The sequence below is a fragment of the Streptomyces sp. NPDC055749 genome, from assembly GCF_053617235.1.
In genome coordinates, this window is sequence record NZ_JBSHFH010000016.1 from 124,396 (window position 1) to 147,036 (window position 22,641).

The 22,641-nt window shown below is 66.2% G+C and carries 25 protein-coding genes and 3 pseudogenes; 19 read left to right on the top strand and 9 right to left on the bottom strand.

Features of this window, described 5'->3' with window-relative positions; translation table 11 throughout:
- Positions 1 to 107: 107 nt before the first annotated feature.
- Positions 108 to 476 (top strand): Mu transposase domain-containing protein, encoded by a 369-nt coding sequence (locus ACWGO0_RS15100; RefSeq protein WP_453533666.1) that lies wholly within the window; start codon positions 108 to 110, stop codon positions 474 to 476.
- On the opposite strand, the gene ACWGO0_RS15105 is transcribed toward ACWGO0_RS15100, so the two are convergent.
- The 4 genes and pseudogenes from ACWGO0_RS15105 to ACWGO0_RS15120 form a co-directional block, all read right to left on the bottom strand.
- A complete protein-coding gene (locus tag ACWGO0_RS15105) occupies positions 401 to 1,291 on the bottom strand; it encodes an aminoglycoside phosphotransferase family protein (RefSeq protein WP_453533752.1) in 891 nt (296 codons plus the stop codon). The two genes, ACWGO0_RS15100 and ACWGO0_RS15105, sit on opposite strands and share 76 nt — an antisense overlap.
- 440 nt (positions 1,292 to 1,731) lie before the next feature.
- Positions 1,732 to 1,977 carry a DUF6461 domain-containing protein gene (locus ACWGO0_RS15110; protein WP_453533669.1) on the bottom strand — a complete coding sequence of 82 codons (246 nt, stop codon included), beginning with the start codon at positions 1,975 to 1,977 and terminating at the stop codon, positions 1,732 to 1,734.
- Positions 1,978 to 2,005: 28 nt separating this feature from the next.
- On the bottom strand, positions 2,006 to 2,452 hold the full coding sequence (locus ACWGO0_RS15115) for a hypothetical protein (RefSeq protein WP_453533672.1): 447 nt from the start codon (positions 2,450 to 2,452) through the stop codon (positions 2,006 to 2,008).
- A gap of 277 nt (positions 2,453 to 2,729) precedes the next feature.
- Positions 2,730 to 3,588 (bottom strand): annotated as a pseudogene (locus ACWGO0_RS15120) (IS701 family transposase).
- A 537-nt stretch (positions 3,589 to 4,125) separates the two neighbouring features.
- Here ACWGO0_RS15120 and ACWGO0_RS15125 point away from each other — a divergent pair.
- Positions 4,126 to 4,662, top strand: a complete 537-nt coding sequence (locus ACWGO0_RS15125; protein ID WP_453533675.1) for a DUF4240 domain-containing protein — start codon at positions 4,126 to 4,128, stop codon at positions 4,660 to 4,662.
- A gap of 72 nt (positions 4,663 to 4,734) precedes the next feature.
- A pseudogene (locus ACWGO0_RS15130) lies at positions 4,735 to 4,982 on the top strand (CocE/NonD family hydrolase); the annotation flags it as partial.
- A gap of 37 nt (positions 4,983 to 5,019) precedes the next feature.
- Here ACWGO0_RS15130 and ACWGO0_RS15135 read toward each other — a convergent pair.
- The 4 genes from ACWGO0_RS15135 to ACWGO0_RS15150 form a co-directional block, all read right to left on the bottom strand.
- Positions 5,020 to 5,508: a flavin reductase family protein gene (locus tag ACWGO0_RS15135; protein WP_453533678.1), complete on the bottom strand. Its 489-nt coding sequence runs from the start codon at positions 5,506 to 5,508 to the stop codon at positions 5,020 to 5,022.
- A gap of 80 nt (positions 5,509 to 5,588) precedes the next feature.
- On the bottom strand, positions 5,589 to 6,764 hold the full coding sequence (locus ACWGO0_RS15140) for a PP2C family protein-serine/threonine phosphatase (RefSeq protein WP_453533681.1): 1,176 nt from the start codon (positions 6,762 to 6,764) through the stop codon (positions 5,589 to 5,591).
- Between the two features lie 351 nt (positions 6,765 to 7,115).
- A complete protein-coding gene (locus tag ACWGO0_RS15145; RefSeq protein ID WP_453533683.1) occupies positions 7,116 to 8,066 on the bottom strand; it encodes a hypothetical protein in 951 nt (316 codons plus the stop codon).
- A 220-nt stretch (positions 8,067 to 8,286) separates the two neighbouring features.
- Positions 8,287 to 9,350, bottom strand: a protein-coding gene (locus tag ACWGO0_RS15150) for an IS630 family transposase (RefSeq protein ID WP_453533686.1) whose coding sequence is annotated in 2 segments (ribosomal slippage) — positions 8,287 to 8,886 and positions 8,889 to 9,350 — 1,062 coding nt in all. Because the reading frame shifts where the segments join, the coding sequence is not laid out codon by codon here.
- A 30-nt stretch (positions 9,351 to 9,380) separates the two neighbouring features.
- On the opposite strand from ACWGO0_RS15150, the gene ACWGO0_RS15155 reads away from it, so the two are divergent.
- The 14 genes and pseudogenes from ACWGO0_RS15155 (at position 9,381) to ACWGO0_RS15220 (ending at position 18,871) form a co-directional block, all read left to right on the top strand.
- On the top strand, positions 9,381 to 9,665 hold the full coding sequence (locus ACWGO0_RS15155) for a DUF5133 domain-containing protein (RefSeq protein ID WP_453533688.1): 285 nt from the start codon (positions 9,381 to 9,383) through the stop codon (positions 9,663 to 9,665).
- 593 nt (positions 9,666 to 10,258) lie between these two features.
- Positions 10,259 to 10,901: pseudogene (locus ACWGO0_RS15160) on the top strand (LLM class flavin-dependent oxidoreductase).
- Positions 10,902 to 11,141: 240 nt separating this feature from the next.
- Positions 11,142 to 11,462 (top strand): gas vesicle protein GvpO, encoded by a 321-nt coding sequence (locus tag ACWGO0_RS15165; RefSeq protein ID WP_453533691.1) that lies wholly within the window; start codon positions 11,142 to 11,144, stop codon positions 11,460 to 11,462.
- A gap of 33 nt (positions 11,463 to 11,495) precedes the next feature.
- Positions 11,496 to 11,954: a gas vesicle structural protein GvpA gene (locus ACWGO0_RS15170; RefSeq protein WP_453533694.1), complete on the top strand. Its 459-nt coding sequence runs from the start codon at positions 11,496 to 11,498 to the stop codon at positions 11,952 to 11,954.
- Position 11,955: 1 nt separating this feature from the next.
- The gene (locus tag ACWGO0_RS15175) at positions 11,956 to 12,705 is read left to right on the top strand and encodes a GvpL/GvpF family gas vesicle protein (protein ID WP_453533697.1); all 750 of its coding nucleotides are present in this window, start codon (positions 11,956 to 11,958) and stop codon (positions 12,703 to 12,705) included.
- A gap of 1 nt (position 12,706) precedes the next feature.
- Positions 12,707 to 12,961, top strand: a complete 255-nt coding sequence (locus tag ACWGO0_RS15180) for a gas vesicle protein GvpG (RefSeq protein ID WP_453533700.1) — start codon at positions 12,707 to 12,709, stop codon at positions 12,959 to 12,961.
- A 7-nt stretch (positions 12,962 to 12,968) separates the two neighbouring features.
- The gene (locus ACWGO0_RS15185) at positions 12,969 to 13,925 is read left to right on the top strand and encodes a histone protein (protein ID WP_453533754.1); all 957 of its coding nucleotides are present in this window, start codon (positions 12,969 to 12,971) and stop codon (positions 13,923 to 13,925) included.
- Between the two features lie 6 nt (positions 13,926 to 13,931).
- Positions 13,932 to 15,032, top strand: coding sequence for an SRPBCC family protein (locus ACWGO0_RS15190; protein WP_453533703.1), 1,101 nt, complete (start codon positions 13,932 to 13,934; stop codon positions 15,030 to 15,032).
- Complete coding sequence (locus tag ACWGO0_RS15195; RefSeq protein WP_453533705.1) at positions 15,025 to 15,366, top strand: gas vesicle protein; 342 nt, start codon at positions 15,025 to 15,027, stop codon at positions 15,364 to 15,366. Before ACWGO0_RS15190 ends, ACWGO0_RS15195 begins: the two co-directional genes overlap by 8 nt.
- Positions 15,367 to 15,386: 20 nt before the next feature.
- Entirely contained in the window at positions 15,387 to 16,202 is an 816-nt protein-coding gene (locus ACWGO0_RS15200; RefSeq protein WP_453533708.1) for a GvpL/GvpF family gas vesicle protein, read from the top strand.
- Positions 16,203 to 16,205: 3 nt separating this feature from the next.
- Positions 16,206 to 16,433 (top strand): gas vesicle protein, encoded by a 228-nt coding sequence (locus ACWGO0_RS15205; protein WP_453533711.1) that lies wholly within the window; start codon positions 16,206 to 16,208, stop codon positions 16,431 to 16,433.
- Positions 16,430 to 16,708, top strand: coding sequence for a gas vesicle protein K (locus ACWGO0_RS15210; RefSeq protein ID WP_453533714.1), 279 nt, complete (start codon positions 16,430 to 16,432; stop codon positions 16,706 to 16,708). The genes ACWGO0_RS15205 and ACWGO0_RS15210 overlap by 4 nt, the downstream gene beginning before the upstream one ends.
- A gap of 178 nt (positions 16,709 to 16,886) precedes the next feature.
- Entirely contained in the window at positions 16,887 to 17,339 is a 453-nt protein-coding gene (locus tag ACWGO0_RS15215) for an Asp23/Gls24 family envelope stress response protein (RefSeq protein ID WP_453533717.1), read from the top strand.
- A gap of 347 nt (positions 17,340 to 17,686) precedes the next feature.
- The gene (locus tag ACWGO0_RS15220) at positions 17,687 to 18,871 is read left to right on the top strand and encodes an alcohol dehydrogenase catalytic domain-containing protein (protein ID WP_453533720.1); all 1,185 of its coding nucleotides are present in this window, start codon (positions 17,687 to 17,689) and stop codon (positions 18,869 to 18,871) included.
- A 136-nt stretch (positions 18,872 to 19,007) separates the two neighbouring features.
- Here ACWGO0_RS15220 and ACWGO0_RS15225 read toward each other — a convergent pair whose 3' ends face one another.
- Positions 19,008 to 19,898, bottom strand: a complete 891-nt coding sequence (locus ACWGO0_RS15225; protein ID WP_453533723.1) for an SDR family oxidoreductase — start codon at positions 19,896 to 19,898, stop codon at positions 19,008 to 19,010.
- 318 nt (positions 19,899 to 20,216) lie between these two features.
- On the opposite strand from ACWGO0_RS15225, the gene ACWGO0_RS15230 reads away from it, so the two are divergent.
- Both ACWGO0_RS15230 and ACWGO0_RS15235 read left to right on the top strand, forming a co-directional pair.
- Positions 20,217 to 20,672: an SRPBCC family protein gene (locus ACWGO0_RS15230; protein WP_453533726.1), complete on the top strand. Its 456-nt coding sequence runs from the start codon at positions 20,217 to 20,219 to the stop codon at positions 20,670 to 20,672.
- A gap of 77 nt (positions 20,673 to 20,749) precedes the next feature.
- Positions 20,750 to 22,366 carry a phytoene desaturase family protein gene (locus ACWGO0_RS15235; protein ID WP_453533729.1) on the top strand — a complete coding sequence of 539 codons (1,617 nt, stop codon included), beginning with the start codon at positions 20,750 to 20,752 and terminating at the stop codon, positions 22,364 to 22,366.
- Positions 22,367 to 22,641: the final 275 nt, after the last annotated feature.

The window sequence follows — 22,641 nt, forward strand, 5'->3', positions numbered from 1 at the left end:
GACGACCTCAACATCCAGTCACCGCCTGGCTGAACATCGCCAACCGGCGCCAGCACCGCACCCTGGGCGCCCGCCCGATCGACCGGTGGGAAGGCGACCGGGCTCAGATGCTCACCCTGCCACCCGTCGATCCGCCGCGCTGGTGGCGCTTCGCCACCCGCATCGGCCGCGACCACTACATTCGCGTCGACACCTGCGACTACGCCGTGCACCCCCTGGCCATCGGTAGGAAGGTCCAGGTCTGTACGGACACCGACGAGGTCATCGTCACCCTCCCCCCCCGGCGGAGCAGAAGTCGCCCGCCACCCGCGGTGCTGGGCGAAACAGCAGACGATCACCGACCCGTCCATGCCCGCGCCGCGGCCCTCCTGGGCGATGAGTTATCGGAGGAGATCTGTCATCACTCCATCGACTCCAGAATGCGGTCGAGGGTCCGGCGCCCCATTCTGCTCATCGTCGGGTTGCTCTCGACGTAGTACCAGACCACACCCATAGCCTGTTCGAACGCCCATGCCTTGCCGCGCTCCCACTCCAGATCGTCACAGACCAGCGTCCGCCGGAGCACTTCCCGCGGGCCTGGATGCAACAGGTGCCAGGCACTGACCAGATCCAGCGCGGGGTCGGCCGGGCCGAAGCCGCCGGTGTCGAGTACGCCGCTGAGCCGGTCTCCTGCGACCAGTACATTGCCGGGAATCAAGTCACCATGGCTCATCACGTCGGCACCCGTGCGTGGCAACTCCCGAAAGCTGCTCCAGACCTGGCGCAGCCGGGGCACGTCGAGCAGCCCCTTGCTCTCCTCGAAGCACTTCGCCATCCAATCGTCGTGGTGAGCGAGACCGCCGCCACGACCCTCGCCGCTGAAAAGCCGCCCCCTCGTCTCGGCCTCCCGGAGGGCTGCGATGAAGGCCGCAAGGTCCTCGGCAAAAGCGTCCGACCCACTCGGGTCGGCATCAAAGGCGACCGTTCCCGGCAGCCATGTCTGGACCGACCACGGCATGGGGTAACCCGCTCCAGGCTTTCCCAAGGCGACGGGTTCCGGAGCGGGGAACCGAGACACCTGTGCCAGCTCCGCGCTCGCCTGGGCTTCCTGCTCCAGAACCGCCAGCGCCTCGGCAGCATCGGCCAGACGCAGGGGGAAACGCGCCGAGAGGTCGTTCCCGATGCGGAAGATGGCGTTGACCGTCCCGGTCGACGACACGAGTCGGATCGCCTTGCCGCTCCACTGAGGGAACTGTTCTCGGATCAGGGTCGCAACGATTTCGGCGGTCACGTCCACTTGGTCATCGTGCATGGTCACCTCTCGGAAGCTCTTTTACCAGTCCAACTCGAAACGCCGGAAGCAGACCAGATCAACTGAGACGACAGCCAGTATTCAGACGTCAGGGGCCAGATCAACTGAGATTTTCGACCACCCAGGTGTCTCAACCGTTCTGGTCGCCCCAGGTCGCAGCCGCAACTTCGGCCCAGATCACTCGAGACGGGACAAAGGTTGAGCGATTCTCATCGAAAGTTGAGTGAGGCCGTGGGCTCGCCACCTGCTACGAGAAGACGGCCACGGTGTACCTGGCCGGACTCCACGTCGTGGGCATCTTCCTCTGGTCCGCACGTGACTTGAACGACGCGATGAAGTGTGGACCTACGGTTCTTGATCAGTGTTCGAAGGCGGCGGGCGCGAAGGTCCCAGCCCTCATCCCAAGCCCTTGCGCCTCAGTACCTGCGGTGTCTCGCCGTCTACGCGGTTTCGTTGCCAACAGGGCGCGGCTCCATGTCCGGCCTCGTCGAGGGGGCCTTGCTGCCGTTGCGGCACACAGTGGGTACCTGGCCGAAATATCCGCAAGTGTAAGAGGTGCTGGCCAGCAGCTCGGCCGTGACTCGTACACCGCTGAGCTCCTCGGCGAGAGCGAGCTTGCCCGGCTGGCTTGGCTCCTCGTCCTGGGGGCTGAGATCAACTCCGACACGCTGCGACCGATCGGGCACGCCTGTTAACCCGCTGAGCAAGTTGCTACTACACAAGCTCGAACCTGACCGGAGCCACGGATGGGATGGAGATTGTGTCGCCCTCAGCGAGACCTTGGGGGTCCTCGTAATTGACGGGTAGCACGATCAACATCGTGTGCGGACGCGGCAGCCACCCAACGTCTTGAGGCGGGTCGCGATACCTGATGTCGATCACCCGTACCAACTGCTCGGGAATACCCAAGCCGCAGCTGTCGCCCGCAGATAGCGTCCAGGGGGCAGGTTCGGTCTGGAAGAGGCTGATCCGAGACTCGAAGGAGCCTTGCTTGCGCGGGATGGCGTACTGTCCGTTCCACTGGATTGCAGAGTCAGGATCGACCTGCTCCCATGGCCAGACGATGGAAACTTCCCAGTCTGAGACCTTGACCACCCGTGTGAGGGTGAAGGCACAGCTGACACGCAAGATGTCGCCCACCTTGATCGTCTCGTCGTTCATGATCACCCTTGTCGCTCCCTGCCACGTGTGCACTGCACCGTAACGCGCGGCTGGCGTGGAGCGGCTTCGGGCGGGAGCTGCCATGGGGCGAGAAACCCTGGGGCTTAAATACTGCAGCCACAGTTATTGGGGGGAGTGGCTGAGGCGGGCTCGGTGCTGGTGGCGGCGTCGCCAGCGTGACCAGTGCAGGATGTGTCCGGCCGCGTGCCGGACGGTGTGGACGACCTTGGCCAGCAGGCGGCTGATCTCCTTCACGCTCAGTCGGATCAGGTCGCGGTTACCTCCCCTTTTCGCCGGTGCTGACTCGCAGCGCGGTCAGGTGGGCGGCGGCCGCCAGGGCCAGGGTGATGTGCCGGTACCAGGCCCGGTAGTGGCGTGCCTGGTAGTGGTCCAGGCCGGCCTCTTCCTTGACCGCCTGGAAGCATTCCTCGATCGCCCAGCGGGCGCCGGCGGCCCGCACGATCTCCGCTAGCGGAGTGCCCAGCGCCGCGTGCACCAGGTAGTGGGCCCGCTCTCCGGTGGTTGGGTGGCGGCGGATCAGCAGCTCGGTGGAGAAGCCATCGGCGGCGTCTCGGTCCGGCAGAGAGACCTGGGCCCAGGCGTACTCGCGCAGCCCGTGGACGCCGTCGCCGGCCGAGCGGATCTCCCAGACGTCCTCGGGCAGGATCGCCGCCAGGGTGCGGGCGTTTTGCCCGCGCGACCCGAGCCGGTGTTTGTAGCCGATGGCCCGCACATACGTCAGGTGTTGGCCGGTCAGCCAGGACCTGAGGGCGGGGTTGTCGGCGTAGACCTCGTCCTTGCACACCCAGCGAAACGGCACCCCAGCCGCCACCGCCCGCTGCAACATCGCCTCGGCCAGGGCGGGCTTGGTGGCGAACGCGACGTCCTGGCCGATCCGCGCGTCCGCCCGGGCGCTCGGCATCCTCCGTCCAGGAGGTGGGCAGGTACAGCTCGCGGTCGATCAACGCGCGGCCCGCGACGGAGGCGTAGGCGAGGAACACCCCGAGCTGGCAGTTGTCGATCTTTCCGGTAGTGCCGGTGTACTGCCGCTGCACCCCGGCCGACCGCACGCCCTTCTTCACGGACCCGGTCTCGTCCACGACCAACACGCCGTCGTCCGCGGCGAGATGCTTCACCGCGAAGGACCGGGCCTCATCACGGACCGCGTCCGCGCCTCAGTCGGCCTGGTTCAGCAACCGCTGCATGCCGTCCGGACACCGCTCGCCGGCCAGCTCGGCCAGCTCGGCCAGCGTCCAGCCATTCTTCCGAGCCGAGCTCGTAGCGAACTCGCGGCCTTGCGGCCGGCTGGCCGCAAGAAGTGCTGACAGAGCTCGTAGGTCTGTGAAATAGCGACGGGCAGCGCTGGGGTCACATGTCTCGTCGAGTTGCTCGTATGCGGTCTTGCAGCCTCGACAGGGCTGGAGGAACCGGCTGGTCGGAGAGGGCGGCGGTATCCAGTCGGGCGCCGCAAAGGGTGAGCCGGTTGAGGGTTGCCTACTTCTTGGGGTTGCGGCATGGGGCCGGGTGGAGGCCGTTGAGCCTCATAAGCGGCAGCAGTTCGCAGCCGACGTTGTCCCTGACGCCCTCGGTATCAAATGCGGTCGCTTCCCCTCAAGTAGGCGCCCGGTCGACTCCGGTCAGGTTGTCTGACCCGGGTGCCATGCTGTGCCGTCATGTACATCGAACAGTTCTGGAATCTGATGGAGCAAGCTCGCGGCAGAGCCGGCGACTCTGCGGATGCCGACGACATCGCAAAGCAGGCCACCGTACTGCTGGCCGCCCATGAGCCCCAGGAGATCCTCGCGGCCCAGCAGGTCCTTTGGGATCTCATGGCCGCCTCCTATCAAGCACCCCTCTGGGCTGCCGCCTACCTCATCAACGGCGGATGCTCCGACGACGGCTTCGAGTACTTCCGCGGATGGCTGATCGCCCAGGGCCGCACGGTATTCGAGCAGGTCACAGCAGATGCCGACCGCCTCGCCGACATACCAGCTGTTCAGGCGGCAGCAGCCGAAGGAATCGATCTCGATGGCGAGCCATCCCTGAGCATCGCCTGGTACGCCTACGAGGCCGCAACCGGTACAGAACTACCCGGCGATGCCTACACCATCAACTACCCCGGCCTCGATCCCGCCTGGGACTTCGACTTCGACGACCACAAAGAGGTCGCCGCCCGACTGCCCCGGATCGCGGCGCTCTACCCAGAGTGATCGGCCAATCAGGCACCTGGTGCATCGCAGCCCGGCCACGATTCTGGAGGACGGCCCGAGCGATTCACGGACCATTCCTCGCTCGACATCGTCAAGGACCGTGGACTTCAGCGGTACGAAGACAACGGGATCGAGGTCGGCTTGCGGGCCGTCGAGAAGTACATCTCCATCGCGGGCGACTTCGGATCGGTGAGCGGCGAGTCCGCCTGGCGTCGGACGAGAACGAGTTCCACGTCGATGCCGCGCTGGACGGCTACGAAGGTGGCCGCCGAGTCTTCTCGCGGACCTGGAACGAGAGCGTTCCGAGAGGGAACTTCTGAGTCGCAGGATGCCGCCTCGGAGGCCGGCCGATTCCAGTCAGTTCACCCGATGGCCCGGCGTGATGCCGCGCCCGTCGGCCAAGGACAGCAGACGGAGGCCGTTGCACGCGGGGTGCTGTGCAGCCTCCGGGGCGAGCAGGTACCCGACGTGGTCGCCGCCGTCGAGCCGATTCTCGACGCGGCCGACGAACCAGGCGGGCGCCTCGTCCAGCACCGGCGCCCCTCCCGGGCCCGGGTGCCATGCGGTGCGGGCGAACTTGTCGGTGCTGTCACCGGTCTCGCCGCCGAAGAGGCGGGCCAGGTGGACCTGGTCATGGCGGAGCAGATGGACCGCGAGCCGATCAGCACGGGCGGCGACCCGGTACGTGCGGTTGGCGTTCGACAGCCACACCACGAACCGGGGCGGCCGGATCGAACACTGCGAACCGAAACCGACCAGGCAACCGGCCCGTTCGCCGGCCGCTTCGGCGGTCACGACATACAGCGGACAGTCGAGTACGTCGGTGAACGGATCCAGGTCGGTCACGGCTCTTGGCTCCTAGCTCATCTTTGTACGTGTACCGATGGCTTGATGCTGCCAGCACCGCGACCGCCCTCGAACGGGGTTCAGCGCCACTCGATCATAAGGATCGTGGCATCATCATTCAGTTTGTCGTTCTGGCGCTCTCGAATCGAGTGGATCAGCTGTCGGAGGGCTTCCGAAGCGGATTCGCCCGCAGCGGTGGCGCGGATGATGTGCGCCGTGAACCCTTCCAGGCCGAATTGGGGTCCGCCTGCCAATCGGGCTTCGGTCACACCGTCCGTGTAGAGGAGGACCCGGTCCCCGTGCTCCAAGGGAACCTCGTGTACTACTCGCGATGAAGGCACAAGACTTCCGGGTGTGCCCATCGGAGGTTCACCGGTTCGGTCCAGGGCATTTTCCAGTACCTGATGATCACGGATGAGCAGGGGAGGGGGATGGCCGCAGTTGATCCAGCTCAGAATTCCGCTGGACATGTCCAGTTGCAGAGCGATGCCGGTGCAGAACTGCTCCGGAAGCCATTCGGTGAGGGCGTCGTCGACGATTTTGACGAGTTCGCGTAGCCCGGCTCCCTTACGGCGGGCACTTCTGCAGCCGGCCATCGCCATTGCGGTGGTCATTCCTGACGCAAGATTGTGACCCATTGCGTCCAGGATCACCGCGTGTAGCGTCGATTCGGTCAGTGAGTGGTCGAAGGCGTCTCCGCCGAGCTCATAGGCCGGTTCAAGGACTGCGGTAGAGAGGGCCCGAGCCTCGCCGATCGTCCGGGGCGGTAGTAACGCCCTTACCATCTCCGCCGGTAGCGTCATTGCTTCGGTGCGTGCCTGTTGCACGAAGCGGTCACTGACTGCGCGCTTCGAAGTGATGGCCATCGCGAGAATGGACGCGAGCGATTTGCAGCGATTCAGTCGCGTGCTGTCCAGCGAATCCACGTGGATGCCGACGGCTCCCAGACGCTCCACCCCATCCACGAGTGGGAGCCAAACGATCAGAGTGCCAGTGTCGGTACTCTCCACTCGCAATGCCAGCGCCCGGAAAGCCCAGCCGGCCAAGGACGCATCCACGTCGATCTGCACCTCACCGGACAACGACGTCAGTCGTTGTTGCTGTAGGTCAACGAGATAGATGTCGACCTGGCGCAGGCCCATGAGGGCGGCGTACCGATTGACGAGGGACAGCACATCTGTCGGGGCTGTGGAGTGCACTTCTGCCAGGAAGTCGTGCCAAAGATGCTCACCGTCTCTGGCGGCAGATTCACTCAAGTGAGATCACCTCTCCGGCGGGCCTGCGTCAGTGAGGGATGCTCGGCGCAGAGCTATGGAGTAGGGAAACCAGCGTTTCCTTGCCGTCCCGTCGTTGGATCAGACAACCGCCGAAACAGCTGCGAGCGCCAGTCCGCGGCAGCATTCGGCTGAAGGTTCGGGCCGTCTGCCGGAAAGACCGCGTATGCGGGGCTGATTGTCGGGCAGCCGATGCACGTAGAAGTGTGTCCGGTGAGCTGAGGAGAACCGTCATGCTGCTACTGAAGTTGAATGCGTGATGTCGGTCAGCCATGTGTAATCAGGGGGCGTCCTGGTTTCAGCTCAGACTCGGTCCGCACTACTTCTGACGGGTTAGCATCCTCGGTCGTAGATCGCCCGCAGCCACGGTTCCCTGACGGCGGGCATCCGCGCGAGCGTGTACCGGAACGCCTCCCTGGACGGCTGGAAGGGGTACCACGGGTGCGGCGGCAGCGGGTCGTCCCGCTCCACGCCTGCTGGCAACCCTCCGACCACCGGCAGCCGGGTCCGGTGCGGCGGGAAGGCGAGCTCGGCCCAGAGCGCGGCATCCATAGGTACCGGCACCGCCCCAGCGCGCGGCTGCCACATGTCTCCAGTCTGCGGATGGACCGGCACCAGCACCAGGTCAGCGGTCGGCTCGCCAATCCCCGGTCCCGCCAGGTCCAGCCGCTTCGCGCCTTGCCCGGCGGGCAGCAGCGCGCCGAGTGCCCGGCCGAGGAGCTCCGCGACCAGTCCGGGCGCGACGTCGACCGGCGCGCCCCCGGCGGCCACCACCACCTGGGCGATGGCCACGCCCGCCGGGATGTCCCGGTACTCGCTCAGCCGGTGCCACATCGCGCCGGTGGCCAGCAGTTCCGCCCACTCCGTGATCGGCCGCTCCGGCGGGCCGGGCAGCCGCACTACTGCCTGCGGGAGGAGCCGGATGACCTGCCAGCACCCGCAGTCGTCCATCCTCGTTCCGACCGGCAGATCGCAGCCCAGGCAGGCAAGGTTCGGCCCGTCCCTCCCGTCGATCCCCATGCAGTAGCCCCCGGCCCGCTCGAGGATCAGCCTGGTGCCGCGCATGTCGCCGGGCGCGAGAAGGAGGGTGTCCGACGGTCCGTTGGACAGCGCGCCGAACGGTGCGAAGCGCCCTCGCTCAGCCGCCTCGCGCGCCCCGACCTCGTCCCACTGCCGCCACGGCGGCCCAAACGGTGCGGGGTCGACGGCGTAGGACCCGGCCTCCAGCAGTGGCGGGTGCAGCGTCTCCCAGTGGGTGTCGGCCAGGTGGATCGGCAACGCCACCTCCGACACCGCCCGTGTCAGGACCGCACTGCAGCCCGCACACCCGAACACCGCCAAGCTGTTCCCTCCCGCGGTCGAAGCCAAGCCCCCTGCATCCCACCAAGCAGGCGGACTGGGGAGCAAGGGGTTTTCAGGCGACGCCGCGTGACGCGGGGGCGAAGTGCGGGCCGTCAGGCTCCGTTGCTACTGAACTTGAATGTGAGATGTCGGCCTGATCGTGTCAGCTGGTCAGGGTCAGGGCGGTGCCTATGAGGCAGCCGTCGACGAGGTGTGGTCGGTATTGGGTCTGCTTGAGGCTGCGCTTCCCGGCGGTGGCGAGCTGGTCGAGGTTCGCGGCGGCGAGGTTGCCGATCGCCCGTTTGACCAGGGACCAGATGCCCTCCTGCGGGTTGAGGTCGGGTGCGTAGGACGGGAAATGGAAGACGGTCAGCCAGTCTTCGTTCGCAGCGATGAAGTCCTTCATCTGCGGCATGAGATGGGTGCGCAGGTTGTCCCAGACCAGGACGATGGGGCCTTTGAGCTGGTTGTGCGCCCGCACGATGAGGTCGCGGTAGTCCTGCCAGGTGAATCCCTTGGGTTCGCCCTTGCGGCCCCGGTGGACGCGAAAGCTGTAGATCAGCCTCGACCGGTCTCCGCGTCGGAAGCAGACCATTCCCGCCATCGAAACCCGTCCGGAACCCCTGCTCCGGACGCGGACGACCGGCGTCTGACCGATGCGGCCCCAGGACCTCGCGCGTGGCGGCCTCAGCGACTGGCTGGCCTCATCCTCACAGACGATCCAGGCCCCGCGGGCCGCCGCCGTACTTTTACCTGCGGCCACACCTCCCTCTTCCACAACTCCACAGCTTTGTCGTCACGTTCGATCGCCCGGCGGGCCGGCTGCTGCCACGACCAGCCATGGCGCTTCAGCAGCCGCCATGTCCCCTCCACGGTGTAGCCGACGTGGAACAACCGTCCGATCAGAGTCTTCACCCGGGCCAGTGTCCACCGCTGGTCAGCCCAGCCATGGGCGAGCGGGCCGCGCTCCAACTCCCGCTCCAGTCTGGCAATCTGGTCTGCCGAAAGCCTCGGACGCCCTGGCGATCCCTTCGACCGGACACCCCCTTCACCCCGCTCACGCCACTGACGGCGCCAGCGCTCCACAGACCGCTCGCTCACCCTCAGCGCGGCCGCGATCTCCCGGTTCTTCGCGCCGCTCTCGAAGCGACCGACCGCTTCCAGCCGGATCCGCTCTCTTGCAGCCCTCTTGGCATCGGTCAAGCCGCCACCCTGCGCGTATCTCACACCCTCACAGCTACCGACCCGACTCAGCCGATGTCAGGCGAACGGTCCGACATCACCCAATCAAGTTCAGTAGCGCATCCCGTGGTGTTGTGGGGTCTGGTCAGGGAATACGAGGCGCTGAATGTCCTGCATGGCGGAGGTGGAGGCGCGGAGGCGCGTAAGGGCATGGACGATCTGGTGTACGCGCTGTGTCTGTCGACGGAGACACCGGATGTCGATGCGGCCCTGACAACTGCCCGTTGCCAGCTGTCGGGACCACAGACCCAGTACGACTCCACACTGGGGCGTTGCAGGCCCGACCGGCCGTCGGCCTGATGCTCCGCGCGACGTGGGAGCCAGGGAACGTCAAGCTGCCACAGACGTACGTGACGGATGGCAGGCGCCAAGGCTGGTGAGAGCTCAGCGACGCGCACGCGCCCAGCAGTCGGCTCAAGCCTGCGCGATCGTTTCACCCGCTTCGGCGTAGAGCATCCCTCACCGCCGTAACTCGGTAGAAAGGAGCGTGGCCGCGATGGTCACCGTAACCCTCTCAGGATCTTCGAAGGAGGACGCAACAGCCAGGCGATCAGCCTGCCGTGTGGACAGCCGAAATCGAGCCGACGCAGCAGCGGGCGCGAACTGAGCCGACGACGCTGACTGCCCCAGTCACTGCCACTTTGCAGGGCGGCTATCTCGCTGTGGACCAGAGCTGCGAGGCCCTTGGCACCGCGTTCGTTGTGGAGGAGCACGGCACGGCGTCGGGGGATCAGGAGAAGGAAGTCGATCTCCGGCTCCAGACCAAGGCGCACCGGACCACGGAGTAAGGCGCAGGAGGACGGCCTTCACGAGAACTTTCGCCTGCTTCTGACACCCCTGAACGCCGCCCGCATACTGAGGAGAAGCGCGACAGGGTGCAGATCGGGTACACGATGATGATCGAGCAGGCCGCCGCGCGAGCTCGTTGGCCATGTGGTGTCGGCGCGGAGCATGCCGGCTTCGATTTCTCCGTCACCTCAGACCGCTGTTTCCCATGGCTGGACTCCCAGGGCCACGCCTCGTACGCCTGGAGCGTGCTCGGGGCTGCCGCGCAGGCCACCGATCGCATCCCGATGATGACGTAGGTGACCTGTCCTACCAGGCGGTATCACCCGGCAGTCGTCGCACAGAAGGCCGCCACGATGCAACTTCCGTCCCAGGGACGGTTCCGCCTCGGACTCAGCTCTGGGGAGAACCTCAACGAACATGTTGTGGGCCATCTGCTACGACACCGACCGCGCCGCGGCGATCGCCCGCGCCCACGACCAGTTCCGCTGGTTCGGCGGAGGCCGGCCCGCCAACTCGGAACTGCCAGGCCCGACAGCGTTCGCAGGCGCCACACAGTTCGTACGGCCTGAGGATGTTGCAGAGTCCATCCCCTGCGGTGAAGACGTCGAAGCAGTCGTCGAGGCGGTTCGACCCTACGTCGATGCCGGGTTCACCGAGGTCGCCCTCATCCAGATCGGCGGGCGCCGCCAGGAACCGTATCTGGAGCGGGCGGAGCAGAAGCTGCTGCTGGCCCTGCGGGAACTGTGAAGTGCCAGGACCGGATGTGTGGTGCCGGTCGTGATTGCGTGCCGCAGCGTCTCAAGGCCGACATCCCCGAAAGCGATGGCGCTGCTGAAGGCTCCGGACGGAAGTCTTCCGCCAGGCGGATTGTCGGAGTCCGGACTGCGGAGTGCACCCTGCCTGCCCGTCACTGCCCCGGGTGACAGCCGTGCGCACTGATGGCATCGCTCAAGATGCGTAGCTGGCTGGAGTGGCGAGACTGGCTTTATGGCAGAAGAACGTCGCACACGCGCCGGAAGATCCAAGACGGCGCCCGCTCACCGCGCAGGATCGACGCGGGGGCCGGAGGATGCGGCCAACGCTGCCTGCCAAAGCCTGGAGGGGCTGATCGGTCACCCCACGGAGGGGGTGTCCGCTGTCCGGCGTTCCGACGACGGCTGGTGTGTGGTGGTGGACGTTCTGGAAGTGCCACGGATTCCCGACACCACAAGCCTCCTCGCCTCGTACGAGGTGCAGCTAGATCGGGCCGGTGAACTCCTGGAATACCACAGGGTCCGGCGCTACCGACGTGGTGCAGCCGACGAGTGACCCGTTTTCGCTCCCCTGCTGGAAGGACACTCCATGCCCGCGACTACCTACTCCGACGAAGTGGTGGCCTGCCCGCCACGCGCCGGCACGTTGTACGACGTGTTGGAACTGATTCTTGACCGTGGCATGGTCATCGACGTGTTCATCCGGGTCTCGCTGGTCGGAATCGAGATTCTGAAGATTGACGCGCGCATCGTCGTCGCGAGTGTGGACACCTACCTGCGATTCGCCGAGGCATGCAACCGGCTCGACCTGGAGCGTGATTCCGGCAGCACCACCATCCCTGAGCTGCTCGGTGGCGGTGTGGCCAAGTCTGTCGGCAAGCGGAAGGTGCGAAAGGCCGCCGAGACGGTGGGCGACACCGTAAAGAAGGCGGTAGGCGGCGGCGAGAAGTCCGAGGACGACGACGAGGAAGAAGAGCACGAGCGGCCGAGGAAGCGGCGGGCCGCTTCGAGCAGCAGCGCGAGCCGACGACGACGCGTGGAGGCATGACGTGGCGGCCGAGGGTGTGTACGTCTACGCGATCCTGCGGGCAGGAACAGCTCTCCCCAAGGGAACCAGCGGCGTGGGATCGCCTCCCGCCGCTGTTCGGACGGCCAGGCAGGGCGTCCTCGACGCGGTTATCAGCGACGCGCCACCCCAGCTGCGCGCACGACGCCGCGACCTGCTGGCGCACCAGGAGCTTCTGATGCGCCTGACGGTCGAAGGACCGGTGCTGCCGATGCGGTTCGGAATGGTCGCGCCGGATGAGGAGACGGTTCTCGAACACTTGGCCGCGGCCGAATCCGAGCACTCCGCCACCCTCGACCAGCTTGCCGGCCGCATCGAGATCAACGTCAAGGCACTTCCGGCGCAGAACGCGCTGCCGGCCCTCGTTGCCGAGGAGAAGAACGTACGGCAGCTCCGCGATGCCGCACGGCGGCACCCAGGCTACGAGGCCAGTCTCCGGCTGGGCGAAGCCATCGCTGCCGCTCTCACCCGCAGGGCAGCCGTGGCAGGGCAGCGGATTCTGCGTGAGCTGACGCCCCGGGCCCGCGCGGTGGCTGCGGGCCCCCAGGTCTCGGGATGCGCGCTCAACATGTCCTTCCTCGTTGACCACGGCGACGCCGACAGCTTCCTCACCAGGGCACGGAACTTCGCCGAGGCCAATCGGGAGCATGTGGAACTCCGCCTCGCCGGTCCGCTGCCCTGCTACAGCTTCGTCTCGTCCGAGGCACGCCCTGTACCCGTAGGCGGGGAGTGAGATGGGACTGATCACAGGCTTGCTCACGTTCCCCATCGCGCCGGTCCGTGGCGTGATCTGGGTAGCGGAGAAGCTCAACGACGCCGCCGAGCGCGAGCTGCACGACCCCGCCGTTCTGCGTGCGCAGTTGGCAGTGCTCAACCAAGAACTTGAGGCCGGAGACATCACCCTGGAGGAGTTCGAACGGGAAGAGGAACGGTTGCTTGATCGGCTGCATGCCGCACGGGTCGGCCGGTCACAGATCGATCGAAGGTGACTTGCTCATGGAAGACCAGACCAAGGTGACCCTCGCGGTCGCAGTGGTGGGCGGCTATGTGCTCGGCCGGACCAAGAAGGGGCGGTTGGCTCTCACGGTCGCCACCTACCTGGCCGGCCGGCGATTCGGCCTGGAGCCCCGCCAGCTCGCCGCGGAAGGAATGCGCCGTCTCGGAGAGGTTCCCCAAATCGCGGAACTTCAGGACCAGCTTCGTGGCGAGGTCCTCGACGCCGGCCGCAAGGCCATGACCGCCGCCGCGAACCGCAGCATGAGCTCGCTGGCCGACGCGATCAGCGACCGCACGGCCCGTCTCATCGAACCTCCGCAGGATGAGGATGAGGATGAGGACGAGGACGAGGAGTACGAGGACGAAGAGGCGCCGGAGGAAGAAGGCGAAGAGGACGAGTACGAGGACGAAGAGGAATCCGCGGACGAGGGCGAACCGGGAGACGAGGAGGAGTACGAGGACGAGGACGAGTACGAGGACGAGGACGAGGAAGAACCTGAGGGGGAGTACGAGGACGAGGACGAGGAGCCGGTAGACGAGGAAGAAGAGAACGAGCCCGAGGAAGAGCCGGAGAAGAGTCCGCCGAGAAGGCGTGCCTCCGGGGCGAAGAAGACCGCGGCGAAGAAGTCCGCCCCGGCCAAGAAGACCGCGGCGAAGAAGTCCGCGGCCAAGAAGACCGCCCCGGCGAAGAAGTCCGCCCCGGCCAAGAAAGCCGCTGCCAAGAAGACGTCTCCGGCCAAGAAGACTGCGGCGAAGAAGTCTGCCCCGGCCAAGAAGACCGCAGGTAAGAAGACGTCTCCGGCCAAGAAGACTGCAGCGAAGAGGTCCGCCCCGGCCAAGAAGAGCGCAGCCAAGAAGACGTCTCCGGCCAAGAAGACCGCCGCCAAGAAGACGGCAGCAGGTAACTCGTCGTCAGCGAAGCGGGCTCCTTCCAAGCGCCCCAGTCGTCGGAGGTAGCGAGTCATGGCAAAGACGGAAAACGCAGAGCCTGAGGCGGAAGAGTCCGGAATGGACAAGCTCCGCGGTGAGTTGTCCAGCTTCCTCAGCGCGCAAGTGGAGAAACTCGCCGAGAAGGCGGGGGACAAGCTGACGAACGTTACGGGTCAGCTGACCGATGTCGCGGAGAACGGCGGCTCCCTGCCGGCCATCGGTTCCCGCGTCCTCAAGGGCGAATCGCCGGTCAAGGCATTCGTTTCCGAGAAGGCCAAGGGCGTCAAGGACAAGGTCGTTGACAAGGCCAAGGAAGCCTTCGGCGGAGGCAAGGGCAAGCGCAAGGCGAGCGGCGGCAAGGTCATGAACATCATCGAGGTGCTCGATGTGGGAGTGCCGCTGCGCACCGCTTACGACCACTGGACTCAGTACGACCAGTTCAGCAGTTTCGCCAAGGGCGTGCGGGACGTCTCGATGAGTGACGAGATGGCCAGCGACTGGAAGGTCAAGGTAGGGCCGTCCTCGCGCAGCTTCAAGGCGACAGTTCAGGAGCAGGTGCCCGACGAACGCATCGTCTGGACGTCCGAGGGCGCCAAGGGCACCACGCGGGGCGCCGTGAGCTTCCACGAACTGGCACCGTCTCTCACGCGCATCGTCCTGGTCATCGAGTACTACCCGGCCGGCTTCTTCGAGAAGACAGGCAACATCTGGCGTGCTCAAGGCCGGCGCGTGCGACTCGACTTCAAGCACTTCCAGCGGTATGTCACTCTCGCCGAGGAGGAACCGGACGGGTGGCGCGGGGAGATCCGCGACGGAGAAGTCGTGATGTCCCATGACGAGGCCATGGAAGAGGAAGAAGCAGAGGGCGAAGAAGGCTCGGAAGCAGAGGGCGACGCTGACGAGTACGAGGACGAGGACGAGGGCGAGGAGGAAGAAGAGGGCGAGGAGGAAGAAGAGGGCGAGGAGGAAGAAGAGGGCGAGGAGGAAGAAGAGGGCGAAGAGGAAGAAGAAGAGGGCGAAGAGGAAGAAGAGGGCGAGGAAGAAGAAGACGGCGAGGAAGAAGAGGACGAGGCGCCGCCCAGAAGGCGGGCAGCCCCCACGAAGCGGCGATCGCGGAAGGCTCGCAGTGACTGACCTCGATTTCAGACAGGACGCTTCCTACCCTGTGGCCGGGCCACAGACCACCAATCTCGCCGACATCCTTGAGCGCGTCCTCGACAAGGGCATCGTGATCGCTGGGGACATCAAGATCGACCTGCTCGACATCGAGCTGCTCACCATCCGCCTGCGACTTTTCGTAGCGTCCGTGGACACCGCGAAGAAAGCCGGTATCGACTGGTGGGAAAACGATCCGGCGCTCAGCTCTAATGCGGCACGGAACGCTCTGCAGGACGAGAATCGCGATCTGCGCCAACGCCTGGAGGCGCTCGAATCCAGGTCCGAAGAGACAGCTTCGTCCGAACGATGACCGAGGGAGAGCAGAGGCACATGACGGAGCGCGGTCCCGAGGCTTCGGATACGAACGCCATCTACGTATACGCGGTCTGCCGTGCGGAGGAGCGCTTGGACCTCGCTGGGGTCATCGGGGTCACTCAGGATGAACCAGTCCGTTCTCTTTCCTTCGGATCTCTCACCGCGATCGTGCAGACCGTTCGGTCGGCCGAGTTCACTGACGAGGCATGGCAGGAGCGACTGACTGACGAGACCGAACTCGAGCGGTACGCGCGTGCCCACCACGCGGTCGTGTCAGGGGTCGCCGCCCGCACCGCCACGGTCCCTTTGCCGCTGGCCACGCTGTACAACGGGGAGAACAGGGCCAAGCTCGCGCTGACCAACGAGTCGGAGCGCTTCCACACCGCACTGCGACGTATCGCGCATCATGCTGAATGGGGTGTGAAGGTGTACGCGCCCAACCCACAGAGCGGTGGGGGCGCCGCTTCGCCGGAGCAGCCGAGAGCAGAGGCCGGCCGGGCCCGTCCGGCCCCCGGAGCGGGGCGCGCCTATCTGGAGCGCAAACGAAGCCTGCAGGCGCAGCGCGAGCTGCGGCAGGAGGACTCCCTGCGCGTCGCCGAGGCCGTGGACGCGGATGTGAGCCGTATCGCCACAGCGTCCCGCCGACTCCGGCCGCACGGTCATGGTGTCGCCGGAGAGGGCAGGGTTCAGGTGCTCAACGCCACGTATCTGGTCGCCGAACACCGGACAGCGGAGTTGGACCTGCTGGCAAAGAGCTTGCGAGAGCGGACCGGTGCAGAAATCGAACTCTCGGGTCCGTGGGTCCCGTACTCCTTCGTGGGCGAGGTGTGAGGCGTGACGCACGACGTGGTTCCTTGGGACAGCCCGGGTGCCTTGAGCGGGCCCATCGGGGTGCCGCTGGTCGATCTCCTGGACCGGGTCCTGGGCACCGGAGTCGTCATCAGCGGCGACTTGGTGATCGCGATTGCCGACGTCCCTCTCGTACGGGTGTCGTTGCACGCCTTGCTGTCGTCCGTCAACGAACGCGTGCCTGCCCCCTGGGCGGACAGCGGGCCGCTGTGACGACCTCACGAGTCGACCTGGACTCGGAACAGATGGGGCGCGACCTCGTCACCCTGGTCCTCACTGTGGTCGAGCTGCTCCGTCAACTGATGGAACGGCAGGCCTTGCGCCGCATCAACCAGGGTGACCTCACCGACGACCAGACCGATGAGATCGGTACGACGCTCATGCTCCTCGACCAGCGAATGACGGAGCTCTGCGAACAGCACGGAGTACGTCCGGAAGATCTCAATCTGGACCTGGGGCCGCTGGGCAGTCTCCTGCCTCGAAACTGACGCGAGGACCCGGGAACAGCCGGCTGCTGTCGGCGATTCGCTGTCTGTATCCGCTCCCACCCACCCGAATGGCGGAGGACTGCCTTCCGGAGCAAAGTGGAACTGGGGGCACAGGCTGGCGGAAGGAATCCGCCGGGTCCGGTCCGCCCTCTCGCAGAACTACATGTGCGAGGAACTCATGGCGACAAACGACAGTAAGAGCGGAACTGCACTGGGAACGAGTGGCACAGAAGGCGGAACCCGTGGGACCACCGTCATTGCGGACACCGTGGTCTCGACGATCGCCGGAATAGCGGTGCGCGAGACCGACGGAATACATTCCGTCGGAGGGGGCGCCTCACGGGCTCTCGGGGCGGTCAAGGAAAAGGTGTCCCGCTCCAGCGACCCCGGCCGTGGGGTGAAGGTGGAGGTAGGTGAAAAGCAGACCGCCATCGATGTCGACATCGTGGTGGAGTACGGCATTCCTATCCTGGAGGCCGCGAAGAACATCCGCATCCACGTCACCGATGCGGTCGAGACCATGACCGGACTCGAAGTCGTCGAGATCAACATCAAGGTACTTGACGTCTACGTACCAGGATCTGACGACGAGGACACGGAAAGCTCTCCGCCGAAATCCCGCGTCCAGTGATGTGGTCTCACGCGCGGCGGCGGCTCACCGCCGTACATGACGTGATGTCGGGCATCCGCTGCAATCGCTGCCTCCTCGGGTAAAGCCACTACCTGGACAGTCAGCAATTCCCCTGTCGCCGGCCGGCACGACCGGCGGCCTCAAGCGGGGCGCAGTGGCCTCGGACGCGGAGCATCCCGCAAGCCAAAGGCTTTGCGCAAGAAGGGCACGTGCGGGGAAACCGGGATGGGCAGTCGGGTTCGTGGCACGCCCTGTAAGTCGACCGCGGAAATTACGTAAGTCGTCTCTCCTCTTCCGACGTCCAGGTAATGGCGTCGTGAAAGTGATTCCCGGGGAGGATTTGCACTATGCGCGCACTGACCTGGCAGGGTAAGAGGGACGTCCAGGTGAAAACCGTTCCGGATCCGCGGATCGAGGACCCGACGGACATCATCGTCAGGATCACGTCCACCGGCATCTGTGGGTCCGACCTGCACCTGTACGAGGTCCTCGGCCCCTATCTCGACCCGGGAGACGTCCTCGGCCACGAGCCCATGGGCATAGTGGAGGAGGTGGGTTCCCAGGTGACTTCGCTCGTACCCGGGGACCGGGTCGTCATCCCATTCAACATTTCGTGTGGGCGCTGCTACATGTGCGATCAGGGGCTGCAGTCCCAGTGCGAGACCACGCAGGTCCGCGAGCATGGCATGGGAGCCGCTCTCTTCGGCTATACCAAGCTCTACGGTCAGGTGCCCGGAGGGCAGGCGGAGCTGCTGCGAGTACCCTTCGGCGACAGCCTGCCGATCAAGGTCCCGCACGGGCCGCCGGACGACCGGTTCGTCTACCTGTCCGACGTACTGCCCACCTCGTGGCAGGGCGTGGAGTACGCGGCCATTCCGCCCGGGGGAACGGTGACGGTGCTGGGGCTCGGCCCGATCGGTGCTATGGCGGCGCGTATCGCCAGGCACAGGGGTGCGCGCCTGGTGGTGGGCGTCGACCTCGTCAGCGAACGTCTGTCCCGCGCGGCGGCAGACGGAGTCAAGTGCTTCGACCTGCGTCGGCACGGCAAGGATCTCGGAGATGCCATCCGCGATCTCACTGATGGGCGGGGCACCGACGCCGTGATCGACGCGGTCGGCATGGAGGCGCACGGGGCCCCTGTAGCGAAAGCCGCGCACGGGGCCGTGGGACTCCTGCCCGATGCCCTTGGGAAACGTCTCATGGAAACCGTGGGCCTGGACCGCTTGACCGCTTTCCGGACAGCGATCGACGTAGTGCGCAGGGGCGGCACGATCTCGGTGTCCGGTGTGTACGGCGGCGCGGCCGACCCCCTGCCGATGCTGACGCTGTTCGACAAGCAGATCCAACTCAGGATGGGACAGGCCAACGTCAAACACTGGGTGGACGACATCCTCCCGCTGCTCACCGACGAGGACCCTCTGGGCGTCGACGACTTCGCGACTCACCGGCTGCCGCTCGAAGACGGGGCGTACGCCTACAAGACCTTTCAGGACAAGCGGGACGGCATGATCAAAACACTGCTGGTTCCCTGAGCGCCCTCCGGGCCCACCAAGCGAAGCGGAACGCGAGTAGCGCGGCGGAGAGAAGGAGGCCGAGTCGATGCGTGGGGGGACGACGGGGGGCGAACTTCCGTAGCGGACCCTGGTTGGTGGATTGTGGCCGTCGGAGTCAGGGGAGAGGGGTGCCACCGGTGGCGTTGACGACCTCGGCGGTGATGTAGCTCGCCTGGGGCGAGGCGAGGAAGACGTAACAGGGAGCCATTTCCGCGGGCTGGGCGGGCCGGCCCAGGGGGGATTGCCTGCCGAACTCGGTTGTATCGGGCATCGTCGCGGGAATCAGCGGTGTCCAGACCGGGCCGGGTGCCACTGCGTTGACGCGGATGCCGTCCGGCGCGAGCATTTTCGCGAGTCCCTGGGTGAAGGTGACGATCGCGCCCTTGGTCATGGCGTAGTCCAGCAGATGCGGACTTGGCTTGTATGCCTGGACCGAAGCGGAGTTGATGATGCACCCGCCTTTGGGCATGAAGGGCAGGGCCATTTTGGACAGCCAGAACATGCCGTAGAGATTCGTGCGGACCACACGGTCGAACTGTTCTGTGGAGATGGCGCTGATTCCGTCGGGCTGAGACATCTGGTAGGCGGCGTTGTTGACGAGGATGTCGACGCGGCCGAATTCGGTGACCGCTCGTTCGACGAGTTCCCGGCATTGCTCTTCTTCACGGATGTCGCATGCGACCGCTACGGCTCGTCGCCCCGCATCCTCGATCAGCCGGACTGTTTCGCCGGCGTCTTCCTCCTCCGACTCCAGATGGGTGAACATCACATCGGCGCCCTCGCGTGCGTAAGCGAGCGCGACGGCCCGTCCGATGCCGGAGTCTCCACCCGTCACCAGGGCCTTGCGGTCGGTGAGAAGGCCGTGTCCCTGGTAGGACTCCTCACCGTGGTCCGGCGGCGGATCCATCGGTCCGGTCCAGCCAGGAACCGACTGCTCCTGCTGAGGAAAGTCAGGTTGGGGGTGCTTGGTAACGGGGTCGTGAGGGCGCTGTTCGTCGCTCGTCATCTTCCGCCTCCTGCTCAGGGAAAGGAGGACATACCTGTTCCCGAAACGGAGGGAGCGAATCCATGCTGTCCTCCCCGCGTAGGCCATCCGGGGAAGGCGGCGCAGTCACGCGCACGCGGGTGTTCGATCAACGATTGTGCCGCGGAGCCCATACAGCACCGCCGCATATTGCGGAGAGCTTCACCCGGTGTCGTGTACGCGGTGAGGCTTCCGGCAGGCGGCAAATTCCTCAGATGCTTGCGAGAGTGAATGAGTAGGCCCGCAGGGGCCGGGTGCGGGAGGGCCCGGTGCAGCCAGCCGATGACATCTGGAGGACCGATGGCCGTACGGCACCGATTGATCGAAAGTACCGTGGAGGATGTCTGGGCGGTTCTCACCGACGCCACGCGCTACGGCGACTGGGTGGTGGGGACGTCGAAGTCGCTGCCTGATGAGGGAGTGTGGCCGCAGGTCGGCTCCAGCATCACGTACACGATCCAGCTCGGACCATGGTCCGCGGCGGGAAGCACCGTCGTCCGGCGTTGCGAGGCCCCGGGGGTTCTGGAACTGGAGGTCGACAGCGGGCGGCTCGGCACCGCCCGGATCGCCCTGAAGGTTCGGCCCTGGGGCGAGAACGCCCTGGTGACCATTGATGAGCACCCCCTGCGCGGACCGGCCGGGAAACTCCACAACACGGCCGTCGACGCGCTGATCCAGCTGCGCCACCGCAGCATGCTCGCCCGACTTGCAGACACCGTCGAGAACGCCCCGCAGGGCGTGCACCAGGCGATCTGACGGCCGCCCTACCGCTGCCCTGAGGAGGACGGCAGGGCAGCTGGGCGGACTGGGACGGCGAATGCATGGAGGTATCGATGCCTGACGCGGTGGTTATCGGTGCGGGACCCAATGGCCTCGTTGCGGCGAATCTTCTTGCCGCTGCGGGATGGACGGTGGAGGTGCTGGAGGCGCAGCCTGAGCCTGGCGGTGCGGTCCGCAGCGATCGAGGCGTCCACCCGGACTACGTGAGCGACCTCTTCAGCGCTTTCTACCCACTGGCAGCCGCCTCTCCGGTCCTCGCAGGGCTGGATCTGCAGGATGAAGGGCTCAGCTGGAGTCGCGCCCCGCGGGTTCTGGCACACCCGCTGCCGGACGGCCGATGCGCGGTTCTCGAACGCGGAGCCGAGGACACAGCGGCGGGTCTGGAAGCGTTCGCGCCCGGCGACGGTGCCGCCTGGCTCGACCTGTACGGCACGTGGAATCGCCTGGGACCGGACATTCTGCGCGCCCTGTTCACCCCCTTTCCGCCAGTGCGTCCCGGTGTTCGCCTCGCGGTGAGGCTTCGGGCGGTCGGCGGCCTTCGCCTGGCGCGGATGTTGTTGCTGCCAGTCCGTCGTCTGGGGGAGGAGCAGTTCCGCGGCGAGGCAGCCAGGCTCCTGCTCGCAGGCAACGCGCTGCACGCGGACCTGGGCCCCGAAGCGGCGGGCAGCGGGGGCTTCGGGTGGCTGATGTCCATGCTCGGACAGACCTACGGCTTTCCGGCGCCGGTCGGGGGCGCCGGTGCGCTCACGGCGGCTTTGGTACGGCGGCTTGAGCGGCACGGTGGCGTGGTCCGGTGCGGGGAGCGTGTCAACGAGATCGTCGTACGCGGCGGACGCGCCGTTGGCGTACGTACCGCAGGGGGTGAGTCCGTTTCGGCGTCCCGTGCCGTGCTGGCCGACGTGTCCGCACCGGCGCTCTACGGCGAACTGGTCGACGCACAGTACCTTCCCGACCGGCTGCTGAGGGACCTGCGCGGGTTCCAGTGGGACTTCGCGACATTCAAGGTCGACTGGGCGCTGTCCGGCCCGGTGCCCTGGACCGCTGATGGGGCTGCGTCGGCGGGAACGGTCCACCTGGCCGACGGGGTCGACGGTCTCACGCGCTTCGCCGCTCAGATCGCGACGGGACGGGTGCCCGACCGCCCATTCCTCCTCTTCGGGCAGATGACCACGACCGACGCCACTCGCTCACCGGCCGGCACCGAATCGGCTTGGGCTTACACCCACGTGCCGCACCGGATCAAGGCGGACGCGGGCGAGGACAACGTGACGGGACGATGGGACCGGCGCGAACAGGAAGCCGTGGCCGACCGCATGGAGAGGGAAGTCGAACGCTGGGCCCCAGGATTCCGTTCCCGTATCGCCTCCCGCCGTCTCCTCGCACCGCCCGTCATCGAGTCCATGGACGCCAATCTGCACGGCGGCGCGATCAACGGTGGAACGGCAGCCGCCCACCAGCAACTGGTGTTCAGACCGACCCCGGGCACCGGGCGGCCCGAAACCCCGGTGAAGGGCCTCTACCTCGCCTCGGCCTCCGCACACCCCGGAGGCGGAGTCCACGGAGCCCCTGGTGCCAACGCCGCGCGTGCCGCGTTGTGCGGCAGGAGTGGTTCCCGCCTGCACGTGCCTGGCGTGTCGTGGGCGAACCGCGCAGAGCGGCGCACAGGATGACCGCCATCCCGGTACGCGACTTCCCGCCTCCGGTCGGAAATATTGCGCCGGCCTGGGTGTCAGGCCCGCGTTCGGCCGGCTGCCTCTGCTGCGCGACGGCCGCCCGTATCCCAGCATGCGATAGCAGTCAGAGGGCAGGAGGCCGGAGACCGTCGCCCGAGTGGCGGTAAACCACAGGCACGCCGAACCTGAATGAGGTGGGCACGCGCCTGGCGAGATGAGCGGAGATCTGAACCTGTCTGTCCCCACGCGGAGGCTTCGGATGACGACTGCTG

What these genes read in the sequence shown, in the direction of transcription:
- ACWGO0_RS15185 (WP_453533754.1), top strand. Translation starts at nt 12,969, where the DNA reads ATGGAAGACCAGACCAAGGTGACCCTCGCGGTCGCAGTGGTGGGCGGC.
- ACWGO0_RS15230 (WP_453533726.1), top strand. Translation starts at nt 20,217, where the DNA reads ATGGCCGTACGGCACCGATTGATCGAAAGTACCGTGGAGGATGTCTGG.
- ACWGO0_RS15235 (WP_453533729.1), top strand. Translation starts at nt 20,750, where the DNA reads ATGCCTGACGCGGTGGTTATCGGTGCGGGACCCAATGGCCTCGTTGCG.
- ACWGO0_RS15200 (WP_453533708.1), top strand. Translation starts at nt 15,387, where the DNA reads ATGACGGAGCGCGGTCCCGAGGCTTCGGATACGAACGCCATCTACGTA.
- ACWGO0_RS15165 (WP_453533691.1), top strand. Translation starts at nt 11,142, where the DNA reads ATGGCAGAAGAACGTCGCACACGCGCCGGAAGATCCAAGACGGCGCCC.
- ACWGO0_RS15215 (WP_453533717.1), top strand. Translation starts at nt 16,887, where the DNA reads ATGGCGACAAACGACAGTAAGAGCGGAACTGCACTGGGAACGAGTGGC.
- ACWGO0_RS15115 (WP_453533672.1), bottom strand. Translation starts at nt 2,452, where the DNA reads ATGAACGACGAGACGATCAAGGTGGGCGACATCTTGCGTGTCAGCTGT.
- ACWGO0_RS15190 (WP_453533703.1), top strand. Translation starts at nt 13,932, where the DNA reads ATGGCAAAGACGGAAAACGCAGAGCCTGAGGCGGAAGAGTCCGGAATG.
- ACWGO0_RS15155 (WP_453533688.1), top strand. Translation starts at nt 9,381, where the DNA reads ATGTCAGGCGAACGGTCCGACATCACCCAATCAAGTTCAGTAGCGCAT.
- ACWGO0_RS15105 (WP_453533752.1), bottom strand. Translation starts at nt 1,291, where the DNA reads ATGCACGATGACCAAGTGGACGTGACCGCCGAAATCGTTGCGACCCTG.
- ACWGO0_RS15100 (WP_453533666.1), top strand. Translation starts at nt 108, where the DNA reads ATGCTCACCCTGCCACCCGTCGATCCGCCGCGCTGGTGGCGCTTCGCC.
- ACWGO0_RS15170 (WP_453533694.1), top strand. Translation starts at nt 11,496, where the DNA reads ATGCCCGCGACTACCTACTCCGACGAAGTGGTGGCCTGCCCGCCACGC.
- ACWGO0_RS15180 (WP_453533700.1), top strand. Translation starts at nt 12,707, where the DNA reads ATGGGACTGATCACAGGCTTGCTCACGTTCCCCATCGCGCCGGTCCGT.
- ACWGO0_RS15125 (WP_453533675.1), top strand. Translation starts at nt 4,126, where the DNA reads ATGTACATCGAACAGTTCTGGAATCTGATGGAGCAAGCTCGCGGCAGA.
- ACWGO0_RS15225 (WP_453533723.1), bottom strand. Translation starts at nt 19,898, where the DNA reads ATGACGAGCGACGAACAGCGCCCTCACGACCCCGTTACCAAGCACCCC.
- ACWGO0_RS15220 (WP_453533720.1), top strand. Translation starts at nt 17,687, where the DNA reads ATGCGCGCACTGACCTGGCAGGGTAAGAGGGACGTCCAGGTGAAAACC.